The sequence below is a fragment of the Spirillospora sp. CA-128828 genome (assembly GCF_050945415.1).
Lineage (GTDB): Bacteria > Actinomycetota > Actinomycetes > Streptosporangiales > Streptosporangiaceae > Spirillospora.
Genome location: NZ_CP191986.1, coordinates 8676582 through 8699885 on the forward strand (window position 1 = coordinate 8676582; position 23304 = coordinate 8699885).

The 23304-nt window shown below is 71.4% G+C and carries 20 protein-coding genes; 5 read left to right on the forward strand and 15 right to left on the reverse strand.

All coding sequences use genetic code 11. The features are described from left to right. Positions 1 to 2 precede the first annotated feature (2 nt). On the reverse strand, positions 3 to 1754 hold the full coding sequence (locus tag ACQPXG_RS41585; RefSeq protein ID WP_433464645.1) for an FAD-dependent oxidoreductase: 1752 nt from the start codon (positions 1752 to 1754) through the stop codon (positions 3 to 5). Positions 1755 to 1763: 9 nt separating this feature from the next. Further along, the gene (locus ACQPXG_RS41590) at positions 1764 to 3344 is read right to left on the reverse strand and encodes a succinic semialdehyde dehydrogenase (protein WP_433464646.1); all 1581 of its coding nucleotides are present in this window, start codon (positions 3342 to 3344) and stop codon (positions 1764 to 1766) included. Positions 3345 to 3631: 287 nt separating this feature from the next. On the opposite strand from ACQPXG_RS41590, the gene ACQPXG_RS41595 reads away from it, so the two are divergent. Further along, a complete protein-coding gene (locus tag ACQPXG_RS41595; protein WP_433464647.1) occupies positions 3632 to 4321 on the forward strand; it encodes a TetR/AcrR family transcriptional regulator in 690 nt (229 codons plus the stop codon). A 28-nt stretch (positions 4322 to 4349) separates the two neighbouring features. On the opposite strand, the gene glpD is transcribed toward ACQPXG_RS41595, so the two are convergent. From glpD to guaB, 3 genes are all read right to left on the reverse strand, one after another. After that, complete coding sequence (gene glpD / locus ACQPXG_RS41600; protein ID WP_433464648.1) at positions 4350 to 6089, reverse strand: glycerol-3-phosphate dehydrogenase; 1740 nt, start codon at positions 6087 to 6089, stop codon at positions 4350 to 4352. Positions 6090 to 6187: 98 nt separating this feature from the next. After that, a complete protein-coding gene (locus ACQPXG_RS41605) occupies positions 6188 to 7303 on the reverse strand; it encodes a GuaB3 family IMP dehydrogenase-related protein (RefSeq protein WP_433470145.1) in 1116 nt (371 codons plus the stop codon). Positions 7304 to 7441: 138 nt separating this feature from the next. Beyond that, positions 7442 to 8938: an IMP dehydrogenase gene (guaB, locus tag ACQPXG_RS41610; protein WP_433464649.1), complete on the reverse strand. Its 1497-nt coding sequence runs from the start codon at positions 8936 to 8938 to the stop codon at positions 7442 to 7444. 255 nt (positions 8939 to 9193) lie between these two features. Between guaB and ACQPXG_RS41615 the strand changes: the two genes are divergently transcribed. Further along, complete coding sequence (locus tag ACQPXG_RS41615) at positions 9194 to 9580, forward strand: DUF5319 domain-containing protein (RefSeq protein WP_433464650.1); 387 nt, start codon at positions 9194 to 9196, stop codon at positions 9578 to 9580. Here ACQPXG_RS41615 and ACQPXG_RS41620 read toward each other — a convergent pair. The 4 genes from ACQPXG_RS41620 to groES all read right to left on the reverse strand — a co-directional run bounded on the left by ACQPXG_RS41620 (position 9577) and on the right by groES (position 13295). Continuing rightward, positions 9577 to 10362, reverse strand: coding sequence for a hypothetical protein (locus tag ACQPXG_RS41620; RefSeq protein WP_433464651.1), 786 nt, complete (start codon positions 10360 to 10362; stop codon positions 9577 to 9579). The two genes, ACQPXG_RS41615 and ACQPXG_RS41620, sit on opposite strands and share 4 nt — an antisense overlap. Beyond that, complete coding sequence (locus ACQPXG_RS41625) at positions 10359 to 10994, reverse strand: sigma-70 family RNA polymerase sigma factor (protein ID WP_433470146.1); 636 nt, start codon at positions 10992 to 10994, stop codon at positions 10359 to 10361. Before ACQPXG_RS41625 ends, ACQPXG_RS41620 begins: the two co-directional genes overlap by 4 nt. A 276-nt stretch (positions 10995 to 11270) precedes the next feature. Beyond that, positions 11271 to 12899 carry a chaperonin GroEL gene (gene groL / locus ACQPXG_RS41630; protein WP_433464652.1) on the reverse strand — a complete coding sequence of 543 codons (1629 nt, stop codon included), beginning with the start codon at positions 12897 to 12899 and terminating at the stop codon, positions 11271 to 11273. Positions 12900 to 12986: 87 nt separating this feature from the next. After that, positions 12987 to 13295, reverse strand: coding sequence for a co-chaperone GroES (gene groES / locus ACQPXG_RS41635; protein WP_021594484.1), 309 nt, complete (start codon positions 13293 to 13295; stop codon positions 12987 to 12989). A 270-nt stretch (positions 13296 to 13565) separates the two neighbouring features. Here groES and ACQPXG_RS41640 point away from each other — a divergent pair, with 270 nt between their 5' ends. The 3 genes from ACQPXG_RS41640 to ACQPXG_RS41650 all read left to right on the forward strand — a co-directional run bounded on the left by ACQPXG_RS41640 (position 13566) and on the right by ACQPXG_RS41650 (position 18186). Next, the gene (locus ACQPXG_RS41640; RefSeq protein WP_433464653.1) at positions 13566 to 14780 is read left to right on the forward strand and encodes a class I SAM-dependent methyltransferase; all 1215 of its coding nucleotides are present in this window, start codon (positions 13566 to 13568) and stop codon (positions 14778 to 14780) included. A gap of 627 nt (positions 14781 to 15407) precedes the next feature. Beyond that, a complete protein-coding gene (locus ACQPXG_RS41645; RefSeq protein ID WP_433464654.1) occupies positions 15408 to 17057 on the forward strand; it encodes an apolipoprotein A1/A4/E domain-containing protein in 1650 nt (549 codons plus the stop codon). A gap of 187 nt (positions 17058 to 17244) precedes the next feature. After that, on the forward strand, positions 17245 to 18186 hold the full coding sequence (locus ACQPXG_RS41650) for an aminoglycoside phosphotransferase family protein (protein ID WP_433464655.1): 942 nt from the start codon (positions 17245 to 17247) through the stop codon (positions 18184 to 18186). A 187-nt stretch (positions 18187 to 18373) separates the two neighbouring features. Here ACQPXG_RS41650 and tsaD read toward each other — a convergent pair whose 3' ends face one another. The 6 genes from tsaD to ACQPXG_RS41680 all read right to left on the reverse strand — a co-directional run bounded on the left by tsaD (position 18374) and on the right by ACQPXG_RS41680 (position 23293). Next, a complete protein-coding gene (tsaD, locus tag ACQPXG_RS41655; protein WP_433464656.1) occupies positions 18374 to 19408 on the reverse strand; it encodes a tRNA (adenosine(37)-N6)-threonylcarbamoyltransferase complex transferase subunit TsaD in 1035 nt (344 codons plus the stop codon). Then, positions 19405 to 19917: a ribosomal protein S18-alanine N-acetyltransferase gene (gene rimI, locus ACQPXG_RS41660; RefSeq protein WP_433470147.1), complete on the reverse strand. Its 513-nt coding sequence runs from the start codon at positions 19915 to 19917 to the stop codon at positions 19405 to 19407. The genes tsaD and rimI overlap by 4 nt, the downstream gene beginning before the upstream one ends. A 5-nt stretch (positions 19918 to 19922) precedes the next feature. Beyond that, the gene (tsaB, locus tag ACQPXG_RS41665) at positions 19923 to 20603 is read right to left on the reverse strand and encodes a tRNA (adenosine(37)-N6)-threonylcarbamoyltransferase complex dimerization subunit type 1 TsaB (RefSeq protein ID WP_433464657.1); all 681 of its coding nucleotides are present in this window, start codon (positions 20601 to 20603) and stop codon (positions 19923 to 19925) included. Positions 20604 to 20639: 36 nt separating this feature from the next. Next, complete coding sequence (locus tag ACQPXG_RS41670; protein WP_433464658.1) at positions 20640 to 21623, reverse strand: hypothetical protein; 984 nt, start codon at positions 21621 to 21623, stop codon at positions 20640 to 20642. A gap of 126 nt (positions 21624 to 21749) precedes the next feature. Then, positions 21750 to 22220 carry a tRNA (adenosine(37)-N6)-threonylcarbamoyltransferase complex ATPase subunit type 1 TsaE gene (gene tsaE, locus ACQPXG_RS41675; protein ID WP_433464659.1) on the reverse strand — a complete coding sequence of 157 codons (471 nt, stop codon included), beginning with the start codon at positions 22218 to 22220 and terminating at the stop codon, positions 21750 to 21752. Further along, positions 22217 to 23293, reverse strand: a complete 1077-nt coding sequence (locus ACQPXG_RS41680) for an alpha/beta fold hydrolase (protein WP_433464660.1) — start codon at positions 23291 to 23293, stop codon at positions 22217 to 22219. Before ACQPXG_RS41680 ends, tsaE begins: the two co-directional genes overlap by 4 nt. Between the last annotated feature and the right edge of the window lie 11 nt (positions 23294 to 23304).

The window sequence follows — 23304 nt, forward strand, 5'->3', positions numbered from 1 at the left end:
CGTTACGTGATGTCGACGATGGGCAGGCGCAGGGCGGCGGGCGCGTCGGCCGGGACGATCGGGTTCTTCGGCGGGACGGGAGCGAGGCGGCGGTAGGGATCGCCCAGGGCGGGGCGCGGGTCGTTCTCCGCGCGGTTCGGCCAGAACGACATCGCGCGTTCTGCCTGCGCGGTGATGGTGAGGGACGGGTTGACGCCCAGGTTGGCAGAGACCGCCGAGCCGTCCACGATGTGCAGGCCGGGATGCCCGTAGACGCGGTGGTAGGCGTCGATCACCCCCGACTCGGCGGAGTCGCCGATGGCGCAGCCGCCGAGGAAGTGCGCGGTCATCGGGACGTCGAACAGGTCGCCCCAGGCGCCGCCGGGAATGCCGCCGATCTCCTCGGCGATCAGCCGCGTCGCCTCGTGCCCCTCGGGGATCCAGGTCGGGTTCGGCTCGCCGTGCCCGGCGGACGCGCGGACGTCCCAGCCGAACGGGCCCCGCTTCGGGCGCAGCGTGATGGAGTTGTCGCGGGTCTGCATGACCAGCGCGATGACCGTCCGCTCCGACCAGTGCCGGACGTCGAGGAGCTGGAGGAGATCGCGCGGGCGGCGCACCGCCGCGCGGGCGAACTTCAGGATGCGGGGCGTGTGCGGCTTCCCGGGGCGGTCGCCGTCCACCAGGAGGGTCTGCAGGCCGGCGAGCAGGTTCGAGCCCCGGCCGTACCGGACGGGTTCGACGTGCGTGTCCGGCGCCGGATGGAACGAGGAGGTGATCGCGACGCCCGCGGAGAAGTCCGGCCCGGGTCTGCCGTTGCGGCGGCCGCCGCCGAGGATGGCCTCGGAGTTGGTGCGGGTCAGGGCGCCGAGCCGGTCGGACAGCCGCGGCAGCAGGCCGGTCGACCTGAGCTTGTGCAGGAGCTTCTGCGTGCCGTAGGTGCCGGCGGCGAAGACCACCTGCCCGGCCGTGAACGTCCTGCGGTTCCGGCCGAACGAGCCGGTCCGCACGATCGCGACCTCGTACCCGCCGCCGGGCAGGGGCCGCACCGAGGTGACACGGCTGAGCGGCATCACCCGGGCGCCCGCCTTCTCGGCCAGGTACAGGTAGTTCTCCGTGAGCATGTTCTTCGCGCCGTGGCGGCAGCCCACCATGCACTCGCCGCACTCCAGGCAGCCGCGCCGGCGCGGGCCCGCCCCGCCGAAGTAGGGGTCGGCGCTCTCTATCCCGGCGCCGCGGCCGAAGTAGACGCCGACGGGTGTCCTGACGTACGTGTCGCCCTTGCCCATCCGGCCGGCGACCTTCTTCATGACCTCGTCGGCCGCGGTCGTCGTGGGGTTCCGCACGACGCCCAGCATGCGTTTCGCCTGCTCGTAGTGGGGCGCCAGCTCGTCCTGCCAGTCGGTGATGTGCGCCCACTGCCGGTCCTTGAAGAACGGCTCCGGCGGGACGTACAGGGTGTTGGCGTAGTTGAGCGAGCCGCCGCCGACCCCCGCGCCTGCCAGCACCATCACGCGGCTCGACTTCGCGCCGCGGATGAGATGCATCCGCTGGACGCCGGTCAAGCCCAGTGCCGGCGCCCAGAGGTAGCGCGCGATGCGCCAGTTCGTCTTCGGCAGTTCCGGATACCGCGACCCCGGCGCACCGGACGGGTTCGTGTCGAAGCGGCGGCCCGCCTCGATCACCCCGACCCGGTACCCCTTCTCGGTCAGCCGGAGAGCCGAGACGCTGCCGCCGAACCCCGACCCGACGACGAGCACGTCGAAGTCATGCTTCACAGGCGTTCCCTACTTGATACGCAGCTTCTTCATGAGTTTCACGCCGGTCGCCATGTAGTCGGCGAACTTGTCGTAGCCGATGGCGCCCGGGGGCTCCAGGTCCATGAAGTGCTGACTCGCGACCGTCTGCGCCTCGGTGAACTTCAGCAGGCCCTCGGACCCGTGACGGCGTCCCACACCGGACTGCTTCATCCCGCCCATCGGGGCGTCGTACGAGGCGTACGCCGCGCCGTACCCGTCGTTGACGTTGACCGTCCCGGCCTGGATGCGGGCGGCGAGGCGGCGGCCCCGGGCGGGGTTCTTCGTCCACACCGACGCGTTCAGCCCGTAGGACGTGTCGTTGGCGCGGGCGACGACCTCGTCCTCGTCCCGGTACTTGTAGACCGCGACGACGGGGCCGAACGTCTCGTTCGCGCACAGGTCCATGTCCCCGTTGACGTCGGCGAGGATGGTCGGCTCGTAGAACAGCGGGCCGATGTCGGGACGGGCCTTGCCCCCGGCGAGGACGGTCGCGCCCTTTTCGACGGCCTGGTCGACGTGCCGTGTCACCGCGTCCAGCTGGCGTTTGAAGGTCAGCGAGCCCATGTCGGCGCCGAAGTCGAGGCCGGCGCCGAGCTTCATGCCCTCGGCCAGCTCGGCGAACCGCGGGACGAACCGGTCGTAGACGTCCTCGTGGACGTACAGCCGCTCGATCGAGATGCACAGCTGCCCGGCGTTGGTGAAGCACGCGCGGACGGCGCCGCGCGCGGTGCGCTCGACGTCGGCGTCCGGCATGACGATCATCGGGTTCTTGCCGCCCAGCTCCAGCGAGTAGGCGACCAGCCGCGGCGCGACCTTCTCGGCGATGGCCCGCCCGCCGCGCGTCGACCCGGTGAACGAGACGTAGTCGGCGTCGTCCACCAGCGGGTCGCCGATCTCGGACGGCTCACCGACGACGATCTGCCACAGGTCGCGCGGCAGCCCGAGCGAGATCAGCAGGTCCAGGATCCACAGGCTGGACAGGCACGTCTGGGTGTCCGGCTTGTGGATCACCGCGTTGCCCGCCATCAGCGCCGGCGCGATGTCGCTGGCGCCGAGCGCGAACGGATAGTTCCACGGCGCGATCAGCGCGACGACGCCCTTCGGGTGCCGCAGCTCCTGGACGCGCGTCAGGCCCGGCATCATGCCCTGGCGGCGCCGCGGCTTCAGCAGCTTCGGGGCCCGCCGCGCGTAGTGGAGCGAGCACAGCGCCACGTCGAGGAACTCCTCCATCGCGTGGCGGCGCGCCTTGCCCGTCTCCAGCTGGATGATGTCGAGGATCTCCTCGCGCCGGTCGACCAGGGCGTCCGGCAGCCGCAGGAACGGCTTGACGCGCTCGCCCGCGGGCAGCGCCGCCCAGGCCCGCTGCGCCCTCCGGGCCCGCTCGTAGGCGGCGCGGACATCGTCCGCGCCGGTGAGCGGAACGGTCGCGAGGGGCTCACCGGTGAACGGGCTGGTGATCGTCGCGGTCTCGGCGCCGTCCGAGGCGACATGGGAGACCAGCCGGTCGATCAGGGTCTGGGGGAGCTTCTGCTCTGCCGCGCCTTTGGCAGGGACGGTCGGGGATGCCATGCAGGCAGGGTATGACCACCCGCCCACCCTTGGCTACCCGCAAGTAACGCGCTACTTGCAGTGATATGCCCCACCTCGATCCGTAATCTCCGGCCCGCATTGACAACGCATCCCGAAGGGACCGTTCCAAGCCAGGCGGAGTTGCGCAACTCGCGGAATGACCATGTCCGGGCGGTGTATCCCGAAGAGCAGGGAGAGAATCTCGGCGCGCGACCGCCGCCCGGGCGTCCGCTGCCGCGCGCCCGGAGCCGGGGCCGCGCGCCGCCGCACACGGAGGGGAACACCACATGACGGACGCCCACGGCGGCGAGCGGACCGAGGGCGGCCCGGACGGGACGAGCGGCCTTCGTCCCCCGCGGCCGCCAGGCGGCAGCCCCCGGCCGCGCCAGGACAGGCGCGAGCAGACCCGCACCGCCCTGCTCACCGCCGCCGCGCGCCTCTGGGCCGACCGCGGCATCCACGGCGCCTCGCTCGACGACATCGCCGCGGCCGCCGGTCTCACCAAGGGCGCGGTGTACTCCAACTTCGCGGGCAAGACCGACCTGCTGCTCGCCCTGATGGAACGCATCACCAGCGACCTCCCCCGGACCGACGTCTGCGAGGAACTCCACGCCGCCGCGCAGGACGCCGATCCGGCCGGCCGCTCGTCCTCCCGCCACGACGCCGGCGACGGCCCCCGCCGGCTCACCCTGCTCCTCGTCGAGTTCTGGCTCTACGGCATGCGCGACTACGCCGCCGGCTGGCGCATCGCCGACTGGTACGCCGAGCGCCGCGCCCAGCTGGCCGGCGAACTCGAACCCGCCGACGGCCCGGCACCCGACGACCCGGCACCCGGCGGACTGGCACCCGGCGACCGGGCCACCCTCACCATGGCCCTCGACTTCGGCCTCGCCTTCCAGCACCTCCTGGACCCCGCCCGGGTCCCCGCCGACCTCTACAGAACCGGCAAGACCCTGATGCAGCGCCGCGAACCCTGACCCCGCCCCCGAGGCGGGGCCGGCGGCGTTACGGGGTGGCGGTGGGGACGATGTCCGGAGCGCCCCGGCGGTGGGCGTCGGCTTCCTGGTCGTCTTCCTGGGTCTGGGAGGCGCGTTCGGCCTCCACGCGCTTGCGGTAGTACTCGATCTCGCGGTCGCGCTGCTTCTTGGACCAGCCGAGGACGGGGGCGAGGAGGTCGGCGGCCTCCTGGGCGACCCCGACACCGCGGTCCCAGGTCTCGATGGAGATGCGGGTGCGGCGGGCGAGGACGTCGTTGAGGTGGCGGGCGCCCTCGTGGGTGGCGGCGTAGACGACCTCGGCGCGGAGGTAGTCGTCGGCGCCGCCGAGCGGCTTGGCGAGGTCGGGCTTGTCGGAGACCAGTTCGAGCACGTCGTCCAGGAGCGTCCCGTAGCGGTGGAGGAGGTGCTCGATGCGGGCGACGTGCAGGCCGGAGCGGGCGGCGAGGCGGTGGCGGGCGTTCCACATCGCCTGGAAGCCGTCGCCGCCGACGAGCGGGATGCGGTCGGTGCACGATTCCGCGACCTTGCCGTCGAGGCCGTGGGCGACGGCGTCGATGGCGTCCTTGGCCATCACGCGGTACGTGGTGTATTTGCCGCCCGCCACCAGGACCAGGCCCGGAACGGGGTGCGCGACGACGTGCTCACGGGAGAGCTTGGAGGTCTCCTCGGTCTCGCCGGTGAGCAGCGGGCGCAGGCCCGCGTAGACGCCCTCCACGTCGTCGTGGGTGAGCGGGGTGTTGAGGACGGCGTTGACGTGATCCAGGATGTAGTCGATGTCGGCCTTGGACGCGGCCGGGTGGGCCCTGTCGAGATCCCAGGCGGTGTCGGTCGTCCCGATGATCCAATGGCGTCCCCACGGGATGACGAACAGCACCGACTTCTCGGTGCGCAGGATGATCCCGGTCGAGGAGTGGATGCGGTCCTTCGGCACGACGAGGTGGATGCCCTTGGACGCCTTCACGTGGATCTGCCCGCGTCCGCCGACGAGTTCCTGGATGTCGTCCGTCCACACGCCGGTGGCGTTGACGACCTGCTTCGCGCGGACCTCGCTGGTCGTGTTGCCCTCCAGGTCGCGGATGCGCAGCCCGGTGACCCGCTCGCCCTCGCGCAGGAAGCCGAGGCACTGGGTGCGGGACGCGATCTGGGCTCCGTACTCCGCGGCCGTCCGCAGCACCGTCATGACGTAGCGGGCGTCGTCGACCTGCGCGTCCCAGTACTGGATCGCGCCGGTGAAGGAGTCCTTGCGGAGGGACGGCGCGAGCCGCAGCGCGCCGCGCCGGGTCAGGTGCCGGTGGTGCGGGACGCCCCGGGTGCTCCCCATCTGGAGCGAGAGCAGGTCGTAGAGCGCCACGCCGGCGCCGAAGTACGCGCGCTCCCACACGTGGTGCGTCGTCGGCAGCAGGAACGGGACGGGCCGCACCAGGTGCGGCGCGATCTGCTGCAGCAGCAGGCTCCGTTCGGTCAGCGCCTCCCGGACGAGGTCGAAGTTGTACTGCTCCAGGTACCGCAGCCCGCCGTGGATCAGCTTGGACGAGCGGGACGACGTCCCTGACGCGAAGTCGCGCGCCTCGACCACCGCGACCGACAGTCCCCGGGTGGCCGCGTCGAGCGCCGCCCCGGCGCCCACGATGCCGCCGCCGACGACGACCACGTCGAACTCCTCGCGGGCCATGCGGTCGAGCGCCACCGCTCGCTCCGCCGGACCCAGCCGGGAGCTTCCAAGGCCGGTCACCGGTGATCCCGTCATCGCGCATCCCCCCACAGCGGTTCGGTTTCCGAACACTTCCTACCCAAGAGTAGGGACGGGTCCACCCTGGAAACGACCGATTCGTAGTGGGTTCGCTCTCAGTCGGCGGACCGGCGGGGGGCCACCACGACCTGTACCCGCTGGAACTCCTTCAACTCCGTGTAGCCGGAGGTCGCCATCGCGCGGCGCAGAGCCCCGATGAGGTTCATGGAGCCGTCCGCGACGTGGGACGGCCCGTGCAGGATCTGCTCCATCGTCCCGATCGTCCCGATCTCCAGGCGGGTGCCGCGCGGAACATCGCCGTGGTGCGCCTCGCTGCCCCAGTGGTAGCCGCGTCCGGGCGCCTCGGTGGAACGGGCGAACGGGGAGCCGACCATCACGGCGTCGGACCCGCAGGCGAACGCCTTGGCGATGTCGCCGCTGTTCACCATGCCGCCGTCGGCGATCACATGCACGTAGCGGCCGCCGGACTCGTCCATGTAGTCGCGGCGGGCGGCGGCGACGTCCGCGACCGCGGTGGCCATCGGCACCGCCACGCCGAGGACGGTCCGGGTCGTGTGCCCGGAGCCGCCGCCGAACCCGACCAGCACGCCGGCCGCCCCGGTGCGCATCAGGTGCAGCGCGGCCGTGTAGGTGGAGCAGCCGCCGACGATGACGGGGACGTCGAGGTCGTAGATGAACTGCTTGAGGTTCAGCGGCTCGGCCCGTCCCGAGACGTGCTCGGCCGACACGGTCGTCCCGCGGATCACGAACAGGTCGACGCCCGCGTCGATGACGGCCTTGTGGAACTGGGCGGTGCGCTGCGGCGACAGCGCCGCCGCGACCGTCACTCCCGACTCGCGGACCTCCTCGATCCGGCGGCCGATCAGCTCCTCCTTGATCGGCTCGGAGTAGATCTCCTGGAGCCGCTGGGTGGCGCGGACGTCGTCCAGCGAGGCGATCTCGGCGAGCAGCGGCTCGGGGTTCTCGTACCGCGTCCACAGCCCTTCGAGGTCGAGGACGGCGAGGCCGCCGAGCCGTCCGACGGCGATCGCGGTGGCGGGGCTGACGACGCTGTCCATCGGCGCGACGACCAGCGGCATCTCGAACCGGTAGGCGTCGATCTGCCAGGCGACGCTGACCTCCTCGGGATCGCGCGTCCGGCGGGACGGCACGATGCCGATGTCGTCGAAGGCGTACGCCCGGCGGCCGCTCTTGCCACGGCCGATCTCCACCTCAGCAGCCACTGCGCCCTTCTTCCACGTGATCGGTGTTCCCGCAGTCGGCGGTAACAAGCCCCGAAGAGCTTACGTCAGCACCCACGGGGACGTGACCCGCGGCGGCACGACCGGTGCGACGGGAGAGGGCGGGGGTCAGCGGCCCTGGTAGTTGGGGGCCTCGACCGTCATCTGGATGTCGTGGGGGTGGCTTTCGCGGAGGCCGGCGGCGCTGATGCGCATGAGCTGGCCGCGTTCCTGCAGCTCGGGAACGGTGCGGGTGCCCGCGTACCACATGGACTGGTGCAGGCCGCCGACGAGCTGGTGCGCGACGTTGGCGAGCGGGCCGCGGTAGGGGACCTGGCCCTCGACGCCCTCGGGTATCAGCTTCTCCTCGGCGGTGACGTCGGCCTGGGCATAGCGGTCCTTGGAGAAGGAGGCGCCGCGCTCGCGGTTGCGCATCGCGCCGAGCGAGCCCATGCCGCGGTACGACTTGTACTGCTTGCCGTGGACGAAGATCAGCTCGCCCGGCGACTCCTCGATGCCGGCGAGCAGGCTGCCGAGCATCACCGTGTCGGCGCCCGCGACCAGGGCCTTGGCGATGTCGCCGGAGTACTGCAGGCCGCCGTCCCCGATCACCGGGACCCCGGCCTCCTTCGCCGCGCGCGCCGACTCGAAGATCGCGGTGATCTGCGGGACGCCGACGCCGGCGACGATGCGGGTGGTGCAGATCGAGCCGGGTCCGACGCCGACCTTGATCGCGTCGGCGCCGGCGTCCACCAGGACCTTCGCGCCCGCGTAGGTGGCGACGTTGCCGCCGACGACCTGGACGGACGAGTTCCCCTTGATCGTGGCGATCGTGTCGGCGACGCCCTTGGAGTGCCCGTGCGCCGTGTCCACGATGATCACGTCGGTGCCGGCCTCGATGAGGGCCCGGGCGCGCCGGATGGCGTCGTCGCCGACGCCTACGGCCGCGGCGACGAGCAGCCGGCCGTCCGCGTCCTTGGTGGAGTCGGGGTACTGCTCGCTCTTGGTGAAGTCCTTGGTGGTGATCAGGCCGTTGAGCCGGCCGTCGGCGTCCACGATCGGGAGCTTCTCGACCTTGTTGCCCGCCAGCAGCCGGAACGCGTCCTCCCGCGACACGCCCACCGGGGCGGTGATCAGGGGCATCGGCGTCATGACCTCGCGCACCGGACGGGACAGGTCCGACTCGAAGCGCATGTCGCGGTTCGTCACGATGCCGACCAGCACGCCCCGCACGTCGGTGACCGGCACGCCCGAGATGCGGTAGCGGGCGCAGAGCTCCTCGACGTCGGCGAGGGTCGCGTCCGGGAGGCAGGTGACCGGGTTGGTGATCATCCCGGACTCGGACCGCTTGACCCGGTCGGCCTCCTCGGCCTGCTCCTCGATCGACATGTTGCGGTGCAGGACGCCGATGCCGCCCTGCCGTGCCATCGCGATCGCCGTCCGGGACTCGGTGACGGTGTCCATCGCCGCCGAGACGAGCGGGATCCGCAGCGAGATGTCGCGGGTGAGCCGGGTCGTGGTGTCGGCCTCGCCGGGCTGCAGATCGGAGTAGCCCGGCAGCAGGAGCACGTCGTCGAAGGTCAGGCCCTGCGGAAGGAACTTGTCGGGCTCGGCGGCGGGGATCATGACAACCTTCCCGTGGTGGTGGCGGGCATCGGGCCAGGTCACGTGGACCCTGTTCCCATGGTAGGGGCTGGGGCCCACGGCCGGACGGGCTCTTGCGCACGGCGGGGACGTGGTCTTGATGACACCTCGCAACAAGCAGAACGGTCCTGTACATTCCCGGCTTCCGCGCACGCCGCGTGAATGTTCGCGCACAGATTCGCGCAAGGAGGAGACCGGGGGTGCACCTGCCGGGGCGTCCCGCAGTAGCGTGGGGGTGTGCACGACGACGCACCGCTCGACCCGTTCGCCGGGGACCCGGAGGATCCTGCGGCGGCGCTCGGCGACCCGGACGACACCGCTCCGCTCAGCGTGACGGAGCGGGAGGACGTGCTGGCCGACCTCGCCGACCTGGAGGTCTTCCGTGCACTGCTGGAGCCGCTCGGAGTGCGCGGCCTCACCGTCGACTGCGGCGACTGCGGCAAGCTCCACTACATCGACTGGGACCTGCTGCACGGCAACCTGCGCCACCTGCTGGACCAGGGCCTCCCCCGCGTACACGAGCCCGCCCTCTCCCCCGACCCCGTCGACTACGTGAGCTGGGAGTACGCCCGCGGCTACGTCGACGGCGTGATCGACAGCGAAGAGGGCCGCGACGAGAACTAGCCGCCGTCGGGGGGCCGGTCGCCGAGGGCGCGTTTCTGCGCTTCCCGGCGCAGGTCGTCCAGGAGGCGGCGGGGGTCGTCTTCGCTGGCGGTGTCGGGTCTTGTGGAAGGCGCGGAGTTCACCGCCGGAGCGGGGGCCCTTTCGGAGCGGTCGGGACGGCGCGGAATCGTGCGCTCCAGACGACGCTTGATGCGCCCGGCGTCAGGGGAGCCGGACGGCTTGCGCGCCGTGGGGCCACCGGGTTCCGGCGCCGGGCGGACGGGAGGCCGCTTACGGCCGGGAAGGTCCGCGTCCGTGTCCGCGGTGGCCCGGTCCGCGTCGTCCGACACGCCGGAAGTGCTCGGCACCGGGGAGGCGGCGGTGCGGTCGGCGACGCCGCCGCCCGCCGCCGCGACGCCGCTGCTGGCGAGGACGGCACCGGCCACCCCCAGGGCGACGATGGTGCGCGGCCCGCGGCGGCGAGGGCCGGACGGCGGGGGCGGGGCCGTCTCGGGACCGGGGTCCTGGTCGTCCACGTCGGTGATCAGTGCGCTCAGCAGCCGCACGGCCGGGTCGCGGTCGTCGGCGCGCCCCGGGTCCGGGAGGCGGGGGCGTCCGGTCTCGGGACGTGCCGCGGAACCGGCGGCGCGCCGCGCCAGCGACTCGATCAGCTCGTCCGTGCGGCGCACCGCGCCGAGGTCGGCCGGAAGGCCCGTGGCCGGCGCCGGGGAGTCGCCGGGATGCGAAGGCTCGGCCGGATCCGGGGCGCCCTGCAGGCCGGTGAGGGGGCCTCGCTCCGTCAAGCGATCGACTCCTCTCTGGCCATCGCACGGAGCCGGGCGAGCGCCCGGTGCTGCGCGACGCGTACCGCCCCCGCGGACATGCCCAGCACGTTACCGGTCTCCTCCGCCGACAGACCCGCGACGACGCGCAGCAGCACCAGTTCGCGCTGGTGCTCGGGCAGCCGGGTGAGCAGGTCGCGGGCGCGCTGCGCCTCGATGTAGCGCACCACCGTCTCCTCGGGCCCCGGACGGTCGTCCGGGCCGTCCGGCAGGTCCTCGGTGGGCACCGCCGCGCGGACCGCGCTGCGCAGCGCGTCCGCGATCTTGTGCGCGGCGATGCCGAACACGAACGACGCGAAGGGACGGCCCATGTCCCGGTAGCGGGGCAGGGCCGACAGGACGGCGATGCAGACCTCCTGGGCCACGTCGTCGGCGATGTGGTACTGCCCCGAGACCCGTCCGAGCCGCGCCCGGCAGTACCGGACGATCATGGGGCGGACCTCGGCGATGAGCCCCTCGATGGCGCCGGGGTCGCCCTGCACGGCGCGGTTCGTCAGCTCCTTGAGGTCGCCGTCGCCCGCGTCCGCCGCGCGCAGCGCGCGGGCCGGTGGAGGGGCCGGCCCTCCCGAGGGTTCGGCAGCGCGCGCGGTCATGGTCCCGGCGTAGCATCCCTCGGTCACGTCAAGCATGATGCCCAGCACCCCCGGGCGTGTCTCCACTGTCCTCTACAACGGAATGGTCACAGTGCGGGAATGGCCCTGCGGATACTACGCAGTGTGATCGCGATACTGCCAGATGTCGTGAAATCTGCCCGGCGGGCACAAGTCTTCACGGAAGCCGCGATCTCAGAAACGGGCGAGACCCCCGCCCGGATGGACGGGGGTCTCGCCGACGCACTCCGGACGGAGGACCCGTCCGGCAGGGCGATCTCAGTGGCCGTGACCGTGGCCGTGCCCGTGACCGCCGCCGGCGGCCTCCTCGGGCTCCTCCGGCTTTTCGACCACGAGCGCCTCGGTGGTGAGCAGCATGCCCGCGATGGAGGCGGCGTTGGTGACCGCCGAACGCGTGACCTTCACCGGGTCGATGACGCCCTGGGCGATCAGGTCGCCGTACTCGTTCGTCGCGGCGTTGAAGCCGTGGCCGGACTGCAGGGCCTGCACCTTGGAGACGACGACGTAGCCCTCCTGGCCGGCGTTCTCGGAGATCCAGCGAAGCGGCTCCGACAGTGCCTTGCGGACGGCCTCGGCACCGGTGGCCTCGTCGCCGGACAGGCCGAGGGACTCGAAGCCCTCCTTGCCGACGTGCACCAGCGCACTGCCGCCGCCGGAGACGATGCCCTCCTCGATCGCCGCGCGGGTCGCCGAGATGGCGTCCTCCAGGCGGTGCTTCTTCTCCTTCAGCTCCACCTCGGTGGCGGCGCCGACGCGAAGCACGCAGACGCCGCCCGCCAGCTTGGCCAGGCGCTCCTGCAGCTTCTCGCGGTCCCAGTCGGAGTCGCTGTTCTCGATCTCGACCTTGATCTGGTTGACCCGGGCCGTGATCTCGTCCGCGGAGCCCTCACCGTCGACGACGGTGGTGGCGTCCTTGGTGACGGTGATCCGGCGGGCGCGGCCGAGGTCCTCCAGCCCGATGGAGTCGAGCTTGAGGCCGATGGCCTCGCTGACGACCTGGCCGCCGGTCAGGGTGGCCATGTCGCCGAGCATCGCCTTGCGGCGGTCGCCGAAGCCCGGCGCCTTCACCGCGACGGACAGGAACGTGCCGCGGATCTTGTTGGCGACGAGCAGCGCCAGGGCCTCGCCCTCGACGTCCTCGGCCACCACGAGCAGCGGCTTCTTGGTCTGCGCGACCTTCTCGGCCAGCGGCAGGAACTCCTGCACATTGGAGATCTTGCCGTCCACGATGAGCACGTAGGCGTCCTCCAGGACGGCCTCCATGCGCTCGTGGTCGGTGACCATGTGCGGCGACAGGTAGCCCTTGTCGAACTGGAGGCCCTCGGTGAACTCCAGTTCGAGGCCCATGGTGTGGGCCTCCTCGACGGTGATGACGCCGTCCTTGCCGACCTTGTCGAACGCCTCGGCGATCAGCTCGCCGATCTGCGGGTCCTGCGCGGAGATGGTCGCGACGTGCGCGATCTCGCCCTTCTCGCCGACCTCGCGGGCCGACTTGCGCAGCTGGTCGGAGACGTACTGGGCCGCCGCGTCGATGCCGCGCTTGAGGGCGAGCGGCGACGCGCCGGCCGCCACGTTGCGGGTGCCCTCGCGGACCAGCGCCTGCGCGAGGACGGTCGCCGTGGTGGTGCCGTCGCCCGCGATGTCGTTGGTCTTGGTCGCCACTTCCTTGGCGAGCTGGGCCCCGAGGTTCTCGTAGGGGTCCTCCAGCTCCACCTCGCGGGCGATGGTGACGCCGTCGTTGGTGATCGTCGGCGCGCCGAACTTCTTGTCGATGACGACGTTGCGGCCGCGCGGGCCGATCGTCACCTTGACGGCGTCCGCGAGAGCGTTGACGCCGCGCTCAAGAGCCCGGCGAGCGTCCTCCTCGAACTCCAGGATCTTCGCCATGCGGATACTCCTCTTTCACGCGATCCGCCCCGGCCGGTCCGCCGAAGGCGGCGCCGACCGGGGCGGGTGCATCACGATCTCGGTGATTTACTTCTCGATGACCGCGAGCACGTCGCGGGCCGAGAGAACGAGGTACTCCTCGTTGTTGTACTTGACCTCGGTGCCGCCGTACTTGCTGTAGAGCACGACCTCGCCGACCTTGACGTCGACGGGGACGCGCTCGCCCTTGTCGTCGACGCGACCCGGGCCAACGGCAAGGACGGTGCCCTCCTGGGGCTTCTCCTTGGCGGTGTCCGGGATCACCAGGCCCGACGCGGTGGTGGTCTCGGCCTCAAGCGGCTGGACGACAATGCGGTCCTCAAGCGGCTTGAGAACAACCTTGGTGGCGGTCGTCACGATCTGACCTCCCCTTCGATTGGTCCTCGGCTCGGCCACGGAGTGACCGGCCAGCACATGTGACAGAAGAGGCGACCCTGGACCGGCCTGCCGTCGCGGGTGCCAGACCGACCTTCGTCGCTGTGTTGGCACTCTCGCTAGGAGAGTGCCAGTCATGGAGACTATTCCGTGCCCGTTGACCCGTCAACACGAACACGGACGCACCACCAGTGAACCTCAGCCCGCCAAGGCTGGACTCCGCGTCCCTCAGGACGGGGAGGATGTCGGCCTATGGACATCGCGTCGCTACAGAGTCTTCTCACCATCTCCGGCCAAGCGGTTCTCGCTGAGGCCGCCGACGCGGACGTGAGCGAGGACAATCTGCTGGCGACGTCGTCCCGGCTACGCAAGAGGCATGATCCCGCGCTCGTTTCGGCGGCGCTCACGCAGGTGCGGTTGCGGCAGCGGGCGCGGGTCAAGTTCGGCGCGGACGCCGACCGTATGTACTTCACCCCAGCGGGGCTGGAGCAGGCGACCCGGGCGAGTGTGGCTGCCTACCGTGCGGAACGGTTCGCGGACCGCCTGCCTGGTGCGCGTGTGCTGGAAATGGGATGCGGCATAGGGGCCGACCTCATCGCCCGAGCGCGCGCGGGGCTCTCCGGGGAGGGCGTGGACCTCGACCCACTGACGGTTGAGGTGGCGCGGGCCAACGTGACCGCTTTCGGATTGAACGCCGCCGTCCGGGTGGGTGATGCGACGGAAGAGGACCCGTCAGGCTTCGACGCGTTCTTCGCCGATCCCGGACGCCGTACAGCGCGAGGCCGGGTCTTCGACCCTCGTTCGTACGAGCCGCCACTCGATGTCGTCCTCGGCATGGCCCACCGGGTGCCCGCCGCGTGCGTGAAGGTCGCACCTGGCATCCCTCATGAGGCCGTCCCGGCCCACGCAGAGGCCGAGTGGGTGTCGGTAAACGGCGACGTGAAGGAAGTCGCTCTGTGGCTCGGCGAACTCGCCGGCGACGTGGATCGGCGGGCCACTCTGCTCTCGTCCGACACCGATCCCCAGGTGTGGACGCTGACTCCGCAAGGGCTGGACGTCCCGGACGTGCGCGCATGGGGCCGCTACCTGTACGAGCCAGACGGAGCCGTAATCCGCGCCCATCTGGTCGGCGAGGTCGCAGGGCTGGTCGACGGCGGCTTGGCGGACCCGCACATCGCCTACATCACATCGGATGAGTTGCGCCCGACGCCGTTCGCCGCCGCCTACGAGATAGAGGACGTGATGCCGTTCTCGGTCAAGCGGCTGCGCGCGGAGCTGCGCCGCCGCGAGGTCGGCGTGCTGACGGTCAAGAAGCGCGGCTCGGCCGTCGACGTCGACCGGCTCCGCCGCGATCTCGGCTTCGGCGGACGCCGCACGGGACGCGGCGCGAACGAGCTGACCCTGGTGGTGACGCGTGTCGCACGCGATCCGGTCGCGCTGCTCACCCGCCCCGTCCGGGCGGCCTGACCCGCCCGGGGGGAGCGGCCGGCCGGCAACCTGCCCAAAGATCTTCCACTCGGCGGGGCATCACAAAGGGGGGCCGGGCGACGCGCCATGGCGGTGCAAATCATCGGGGTTTTCCGGCATTGCGTTCACCAGCGATTGCGGGCGCCCGGCAAGGGCGCGATGCGGCACGGGAATCGGCGCGCCGCGATCAACATGACCGGAAACACCAAGGCGGGTTCAGCAGCCGGGACTCCGGCGCCCCTTAAAGCCTCCCGAAATTGCCCGGAACCCGCGGCTAGGCATCACTTCCCCAGCACACGCGTCGCCGGGCCGTACCCACCGGCCAGTGCGGGAACTGCCGATGTTGGACGAGATGTACGGACAGAACGCCGGGCACGGCCGTCCCAGTTCCCGTACGCCCACGGCATCCAACCCCATGATCGCGGCAATAGCCGCAAAGCGCGGAAATTACAACGCGTCCGGCGATTCCGTGCTATCCACGCCAGCCGGATAACAGGCGCATTCCGCAGAACTCACAATCTTCTCTGCTACCCGTTTTAGCGGCGCTCAACACGCACTACAGTGGCCACCTCAGAGATTCATTTGCCGTGCGTCATTTCGTCGCGCCGGCACACGAAGGAGCATCGGGTGGAAACGAATCACAACTTCCTGCAGACGGGGGGTCAACCGGTCTCGGATCGGATGCGGGAGTTGCTCGCCCGTGCGGCGCAGGACCACGTCTATGAACAGCGCTCACAGGGTCAGGTCCTGGACGAGATTCGCCAGCGGCTGGAAGGCATGGAGTGGCTGCTCCGCGAGGTCCGTGAGCGGGAGCTCACCGGGCTGACCGGGCAGATCGAGAGCGTCCGCGGGCAGGTCGACGAACTGTCCGGCAAGCCCCCGGAATGGGCCGAAGGACTGGCCGAGCACATCGAGGCGTTCGGCGAGCGGGTCAAGCCCGTCGCCGAACTGCCCGCGCTGTGGGCCGACGTCGGCGTCGTCGCCGAGAACGTCGACGAGGGACTGACCCGCATCCAGGCCGTCCTCGACTCCGCGCAGCAGATCACCGACGCCACGCACCAGGCGTCGCAGCGCATGGACGAGATGACCAAGCGGCTGGACAAGCTCCAGGGCAGCATGGAGGCCGCGTCCGTCCGCTTCAACCGGCTCGACAAGTCGCTGGCGGAGCTCGGGCACCGGTCCGAGCGGCTCGAGCACTCGATCAACGGGGTCACGGCACGGGTCGACCAGGCGCTCGGCGAGATGGCCGAGCGGATGGAGCAGGGTCTTGAGGCGGTCAACGGCCGGGTCGAGGGCGTCGGCGGCCGGCTCGACGGCCTGGACGGGCGGCTGGACGGCGTGGACGGCCGCCTCGAAGGGCTGTCCGGCAAGCTGGACGGCCTGGACGGCCGGTTCGAGGGCATCGACGGCCGCATCGACGGGGTCGGCGAGCGGATCAGCCGGCTGCCCGCCACGCTGGAGATCGCCGAGCTGCACCGGCTGCTGAACGAGCTCGCGCAGCGTCCGGCGGCCGAGTACGGCGACCGGTTCGACGCGCTGGAGAAGCACCTCGCCGAGGCGGTCGACCCGCTGATCGAGGAGCTGCGCGCCAGGCCGGACCGCGACGAGGTCAAGGCGACCATGTCGCAGATCGCCGAGACGGCCTACAGCGACGTCGCCAAGCGCATGGACGAGTTCTCCCGCCGGTTCGAGGACGTGCACGACGACGTCCGCAAGCGCATCGAGAACATCCACGAGGAGGTCACCAAGAGGGTCGACAGCGCACTGGAGGAATTCACCACGCAGGTCGACATCGTCTCCCGCCGCGTCGAGTCGGTGCATTCCGACGTCACCAAGCAGGTCGAGTCCGTGCACAACGAGGTGGCGCGCCAGGTCAGCGGCGTCCACGACGACTTCGGCAAGCGGATCGGCGACATCCACGAGGACGTCACGCGGCAGGTCGGCAGCATCCACGAGGACGTCTCCAAGCAGGTCGGCAACATGCAGGAGGACGTCGCCCGTCAGGTCGGCGGTGTCCACGCCGAATTCGCCCGACGCGTGGAGAACATGCAGGACGAGGCCGGACGGCGCGCCGACGCCGCGCAGGCCGAGTTCGCCAAGCGCTTCTCCCACGTCGAGGACGAGGTCGGCCGCAAGATGGACGGCGTCCATGACGATGTCTCCAAGCAGGTCAACGCGGTGCACGAGGACGTGCTGAAGCGGTTGTCCACTCTTGAGGAGACAATGCTCGCCCTGGCCGAGGCGCTACTGCGTCCCCGCCGCGAGGCGAAGGACTGACCCGACCGGGTGGGGCCCGGCGCGGGCCCCACCCGGCCGCATTTGAATACCCAACAGAATCTGAGGCGTTTGTCCGGCATTACACCGGGACGACCGAAGGTGCTTTTACACGTCACCCCGATGACGTGCATTTTGTTACGTTCCGTCTTCGCAAAATCACTCCCAATACCCTTCGGAATCCGTTTTCATGGATCAGGTGACCCACACACCGGCTCCCTGCCTGCCGACCGGCGCCCCGCCCGGGCACACCACCCTGCGCTGGGTGGAGGAGTGCCTCGGCAAGGGCGCGGAGGTCCGCATGGTGCGGCCCCTCGCCGGCGGCGCCGCACACGCCAACCACGCCCTCCTCGTCGAAAGCCGCTCCGGCGAGGCGCACCGCCTCGTGCTGCGCCGCTGGACGTCCCACCACGCCGTCCCCGCGCGCCGCTCCTACGGCGACACCGAGTTCTCCCCCGAGCGCGAGATCGCCGCGCTGGCGCTGCTCGCCGGCTGCGAGATCCCCACGCCGTCCCTGGTCGCCGCCGACCCCGCGGGCGCCTACTGCGACGTCCCCGCCCTGCTCATCTCCCGGCTCAAGGGCCACCCGCCGCGCCCGTCGCCCGACGACCTGCCCGAATACCTCATCCAGCTGGCCGCCGCGCTGCTGTCGGTGCACGCGCTGAACGGCGCGTCCACGATGCCCCCGTACGTCCCGCACAACCGGCTCGACGTGCGGCTCCCGCCGAAGCACGCGCTCCGCCCCGGCCTCTGGGAACGCGCCTTCGAGGTCGCCGCCCGCCCCGCCCCCGAGGCGCCCGCCCGCTTCATCCACCGCGACTACCACGCCGACAACACGCTGTGGTCCTACGGCAAGCTCACCGGCGTCGTCGACTGGTCGGACGCCTCGTCCGGCCCCATCGCCGTCGACATCGCCCGCATGCGCCGCGGCCTGGCCCTCCGCTACGGCCGGCCCGTCGCCGACCGCTTCCTGTCCACCTTCGACCAGGTCTCCGGCGGCCACCTGCACGACCCTTACTGGGACGTCCGCAGCCTCCTCGACCTGCTCCCCGAAGAAGACGACCGCACCATAGACGAAGCCCAAGTCCCCCTCTACGAGGACTACCTGAGCAACCTCCTAGCCGAGTGTTAGCCCAGGGGGGCGACCCCCTGGAACCCCCGTCACGAGCCGGTCGATCCTCACGCCACAGTGACGGTCGCTGCGACCGTGCGGGTTGTGTCGTGGCGCTGCGGTCGCCCGGCTCGGCGGGTCGTGCGACCTCCGGGCGCCAGAGCGCCCTCCGGCCGCCCAACCCGTGCGTGCGGGTGAGCCTCGCTGATCAGAGGGTTATGGCCTCTATGGGGAGGCTGGAGTCTGCGGGCAACTCCAGGTCGGAGGGGGCTATGCCGGACGCGACCAGTTCGGAGCCCAGGGCGGCGACCATGGCGCCGTTGTCGGTGCACAGCTTCGGGCGCGGGACGCGCAGCCGCACGCCCGCCGCCTCGCAGCGTTCCGCTGCCAGGGCGCGCAGCCGCGAGTTGGCCGCCACGCCGCCGCCGATCAGCAGGTCGCGGACGCCGTTGTCCTTGCAAACCTTCAGCGCCTTCTGGGTGAGGACGTCCACGACGGCCTCCTGGAACGACGCCGCCACGTCCGCGACCGGGACCGGCTCGCCCGCGCGCTCCTTCGCCTCCACCCAGCGGGCCACGGCCGTCTTCAGGCCGGAGAACGAGAAGTCGTAGGTGCCGTCGTTGTACTTGCCGCGCGGGAACGCGATCGCGGCCGGGTCGCCGTCGCGGGCCATGCGGTCGATGACCGGGCCGCCCGGGAAGCCGAGGTCGAGGACGCGCGCGACCTTGTCGAACGCCTCGCCCGCCGCGTCGTCCACGGTGCTGCCGAGGGACCGGACGTCGTCCGCCACGTCCGGCACCAGCAGCAGTGACGAGTGGCCGCCCGACACCAGCATCGCCACGCACGGCTTCGGCAGCGGGCCGTGTTCGAGCTGGTCGACGCACACGTGCGCGGCCAGGTGGTTGACGCCGTACAGCGGCTTGCCCAGCGACAGCGCGTACGCCTTCGCGGCGGCGACGCCGACCATCAGCGCCCCCGGCAGGCCGGGGCCGGCGGTCACCGCGAACGCGTCCACGTCGGTGAACCTCAGGCCGGCGTCCGCCAGCGCGCGCTCCACGGTCGGCGCCATCGCCTCCAGGTGCGCGCGGGACGCGACCTCCGGCACGACGCCGCCGAACCGGGCGTGCTGGTCCACGCTGGAGGCGATCGCGTCCGCCAGCAGCGTGTGCCCCCGCACGATCCCGACCCCGGTCTCGTCGCAGGACGTCTCGATGCCGAGCACCAGCGGCTCGTCCCGAATCACGTGAGTCTCCTCTTCTCCCCGTCCGTGCCCTCCGGTCTGGTGAAGCCCACGGGCGGACGGTCGCGGAGCTTGCGGCACATGACGATCGCGTCCACGTTCGAAGGCTGGTAGTAGCGCTTGCGGATGCCGACCCGGTCGAAGCCGAACCGCTCGTAGAGACGGTGCGCGGCGTCGTTGTCGGCGCGTACCTCCAGGAACACCGCCTCACTGTTCCGGCGGACGGCCTCGTCCAGCAGGGCGGTCAGCAGCGCGGCGCCGATACCGCCCTTGCGCCGGTCCGCGCGCACCCCGATGGTCTGCACGTCGGCCTGCCCGCCCGCCGCGGCGAGCCCCGCGTAGCCGACGATCTCGCCGCCGGACGTCTCCGCGACGACGTAGTGCCGGGTGCGGGGCTGGTCGGCGAGCTCCCCGGCGAGCATCTCCTCGCTCCAGGCGTTGTCGGGGAACAGCAGCCGGTCCAGCCGGTGGATCACCGGCAGGTCGGCGTTCGTCATAGGCCGCAGGACCACGTCGCTCACGCCGGCGTCACCTTCTTGCGCGGGCCCGGCTCCTTCGCGTCCGGGCGGCGCAGGTAGAGGGGCTCCGGGGGCAGCAGGTCCGGCCCCTTCAGGCCCGCCAGCCGCGCGATGACCAGTTCGGCCAGGGCGCCGGCGGTGGGCAGCAGCGGCTCGAACTCGGAACCGCCGAGGACGTCGTGGTAGAGGGCGGCGCCTTCACCGACGACGGGCAGGCCATGGGGCGCGCCTGCCAGGACGTCCGAGGCCGGGCCCACGGCGGGCTCGGTGGCGCGCGCGCGGGCCGAGTCGTACCGCGCCCAGTAGACCTCCTTGCGACGGGCGTCCGTGGCGACGGCGAACGGCTCGTCCCTGCCGGTGGCCCACGCGATGACGTCCAGGGTGCAGACACCGTGCACCGGGACGCTGAGCGCCTCCCCCATCGCGCGTGCCGTGACCAGGCCGACGCGGAGCCCCGTGTAGGGACCCGGTCCGACGCCGACCGCGATCGCGCTGAGGTCGTCGGGGGCGGCTCCGGCCTCCGCCATCACCCTCGCGATGGACGGGGTGAGCAGCTCGGTGTGCCGTCGCCTGTCGACCGCCTCGGCCAGGCCGCGGGGCACGGCGCTCTCCCCCGGAGTCCACTCGTACAGCGCCACGGTGATCGCGGCGGTCGCGGTGTCGAAAGCCAAGACCAGCACGGGTTGTAAGCCTACCGGTCATGGGCCCGGGATGGCTCAGCCCTGGTTCAACGCCGCCACCACGGCCTTGGCGACCTCGGTGGCGCCGCCCGTGGCGTCCTTGGACTTCAGCGGGTCGCCCTTGTCGGAGCCCGAGTAGTGGATGGTGACGAGGACGTTGCCCAGCCGGACGTTGCCGACGGCCTCACCGGAGCCCTGCTTGTCATCGACGCTGTAGACGATGTAGCCCTCGTCCCCGACGCCGGTGAGGCGGATCTTGTCCTTGAGCTCCTGGCCGGCCAGCAGCGCCTTGCCGGACTCGTCCGCGGCCTGCTCCGACGCGAGCGTCTTGCGGGCGGCGGCCGTGGGCGACTGGTCGGCCCCGCCCGCGATCGCGCGGAGCTCAAGGGTGAGCTGCCGCTTGCGGTCGCCCGCGTAGGCACCCCAGACGCACTGGTTCTGCTGGTCGTCGCCCTGGTAGTTGTCGGCCTCGTTGCGCTCGGAGTCCGGCGCCAGCCTGCCGATCAGGTCCGCGCCGACGATCGTGCACGAGTCGGGGACGGCGGTGCGCTCGCCCTTGGACGTCGGCGAGTCCTCGGTGGCACCGCTGCCGACGACCTGGCCGGTGCCCTTGTCTCCGCTCGCGCCGACGCCGCTCAGGATGACGAACGCGGCGAGCACGCAGACGCCGATGCCCGCGACGGCGCCGCCCAGGAGGACGGCCCAGCGCCGGCCGGCACGGCGTTCCTGCACGATCCGGTGGCTGCCGGTGCGGTAGCCGCCGCTGCCGCTCCGGTATCCGCCGCTCTCGGTACGGTAACCGCCACTCTCCGTGCGGTAACCGCCACTGCCGGTCTCGTAAGGGCCGGTCTCCCTCTGGTAGGGGCCACTACCCGATCGGCCGGACGAGTACCGCTCGTGCTCGTCGCCGGCCGCGCCGTATCCACCGCCGTCCGGCCGGTAACCGCCGCTTGTTCCCTGGCCACCGCCCGGACCGCGGTAACCGTCGCGGTGACTACCGCTGCGATGGCTACCACTCACCGGTTCCCACTCCCGAGGAAATCGATATGTCGCGAAGGTGTGGTTCGTTCCGGCAAAGAGTACGACATGAAGCCGTAAAGTGGTCCATCCCGACTGGCAAAAAACGAAGAAGTTACCGAAGCCCTGTCATCCGGCGCCGAGTTCCAGGTCGGACCAGCGACGACCGACCCCGACGATCCTTACTTCGCGTTCCTCGCCGGGGCCGTCCCCGCGCGAAATGATCATTTCCAGCCGGTCCTCGGCAAGGCCCTCCGCGAGCCCTTCTCCCCATTCCACGATCGTTACCGATTCCGCGACGGACGCGTCGAGATCAAGGTCGTCCAGCTCCGCGAATCCGCCCAGCCGATATGCGTCGACATGCACCAGCGACGGCCCGCCCGCAAGGGACGGATGCACCCGCGCGATGACGAACGTCGGCGAGGTGATCGGGCCGCGCACCTTCAGCCCCTCGCCGATGCCCTGCGTGAGCGTCGTCTTGCCCGCGCCGAGATGCCCCGTCAGCACGAGCAGGTCGCCCGCGCCGAGCAGGCCGGCCAGGCGCACGCCCAGCTCTCGCATGTCCTCCGCGGTCGGGACGGTGACGGTGACGGCGTTCACGCGGTGCGCTCCTCTTCGTACTCCGGACGGACCCGGTCGATCAGCCTGCGCAGGCCGCCGGTCACCACGCCCGGGTACTCCAGCGGCAGCACATGCCCGGCCTCCTCCACCTCTACCAGCTCCGCGTCCGGCAGTGCCGCCGCGATGCGCCGGGCGTGCTCTGCCGGGGTCAGCCGGTCCCGCCCGCCGGCCAGCACCAGCGTGGGCACCTCGCCGAGGACGTCCAGGCAGCCGGTCTTGTCGTGGCCGATCAGCGCCGGATAGAACTCCGCGATCACGTCGATCGGCGTCGCCCTGATCATCTGCTCCAGGAAGTCCACCACGGACGGGCTCACGTACTTGTCGGCGAACGCCATCTTCCGGGTGACGACGAACGCCAGGTCGGCGCCCAGCCCGCGGGCCTTCTCGACCAGGTCGGCGCGGCGGCCGAGGCCGCGCAGCGTCCGGGGGGCGAGCGGCCGGACGGCCTTCGCCAGCACCAGCGGAAGCCCCAGCGTCATCTCCGCCATGTCGCCGCAGGACGTGTTCACCAGCGCGACGCCGATGACCCGCGCGCCGAACAGCTCGCGATGCCGGTCCGCCAGCGCCATGATCGACATCCCGCCCATGGAGTGCCCCACGAGGACGACAGGGCACCCCGGGCGGACGGTCGCGTCCAGCACCGCGCGCAGGTCGTCGCCGGTCTGCTCGATCGTCGCGTGCGCGGGCCCGCTGCGTCCCGAGCGGCCGTGGCTGCGCTGGTCCCAGAACACCATCCGCAGCGAACCCTGCAGGTCACGGCGCTGGTAGTGCCACGCGTCCTGGTTGAGGGTGTACCCGTGGCAGAAGACCACGGTGAGGTCGGCGTCCTCGGGGCCGTCCACCTCGACGTGCAGCGGGACGCCGTCGTCCGCCAGGACGGTCGTCTCCCGGCCGCGCAGCTCGCCGAACGGCTCTCCGGCGTCCGGGTCGGGCCGCAGCCGCACCCGGCCGACGGCGAAGTGCCGCAGCCCGACGGCCGCGCCTACTCCCGCCGCACCCACGCCCGCGACGGCGCCGGCGATGCCGATCCTGCGCTTGCTCTTGCTGTCCATGCACGCGCCCC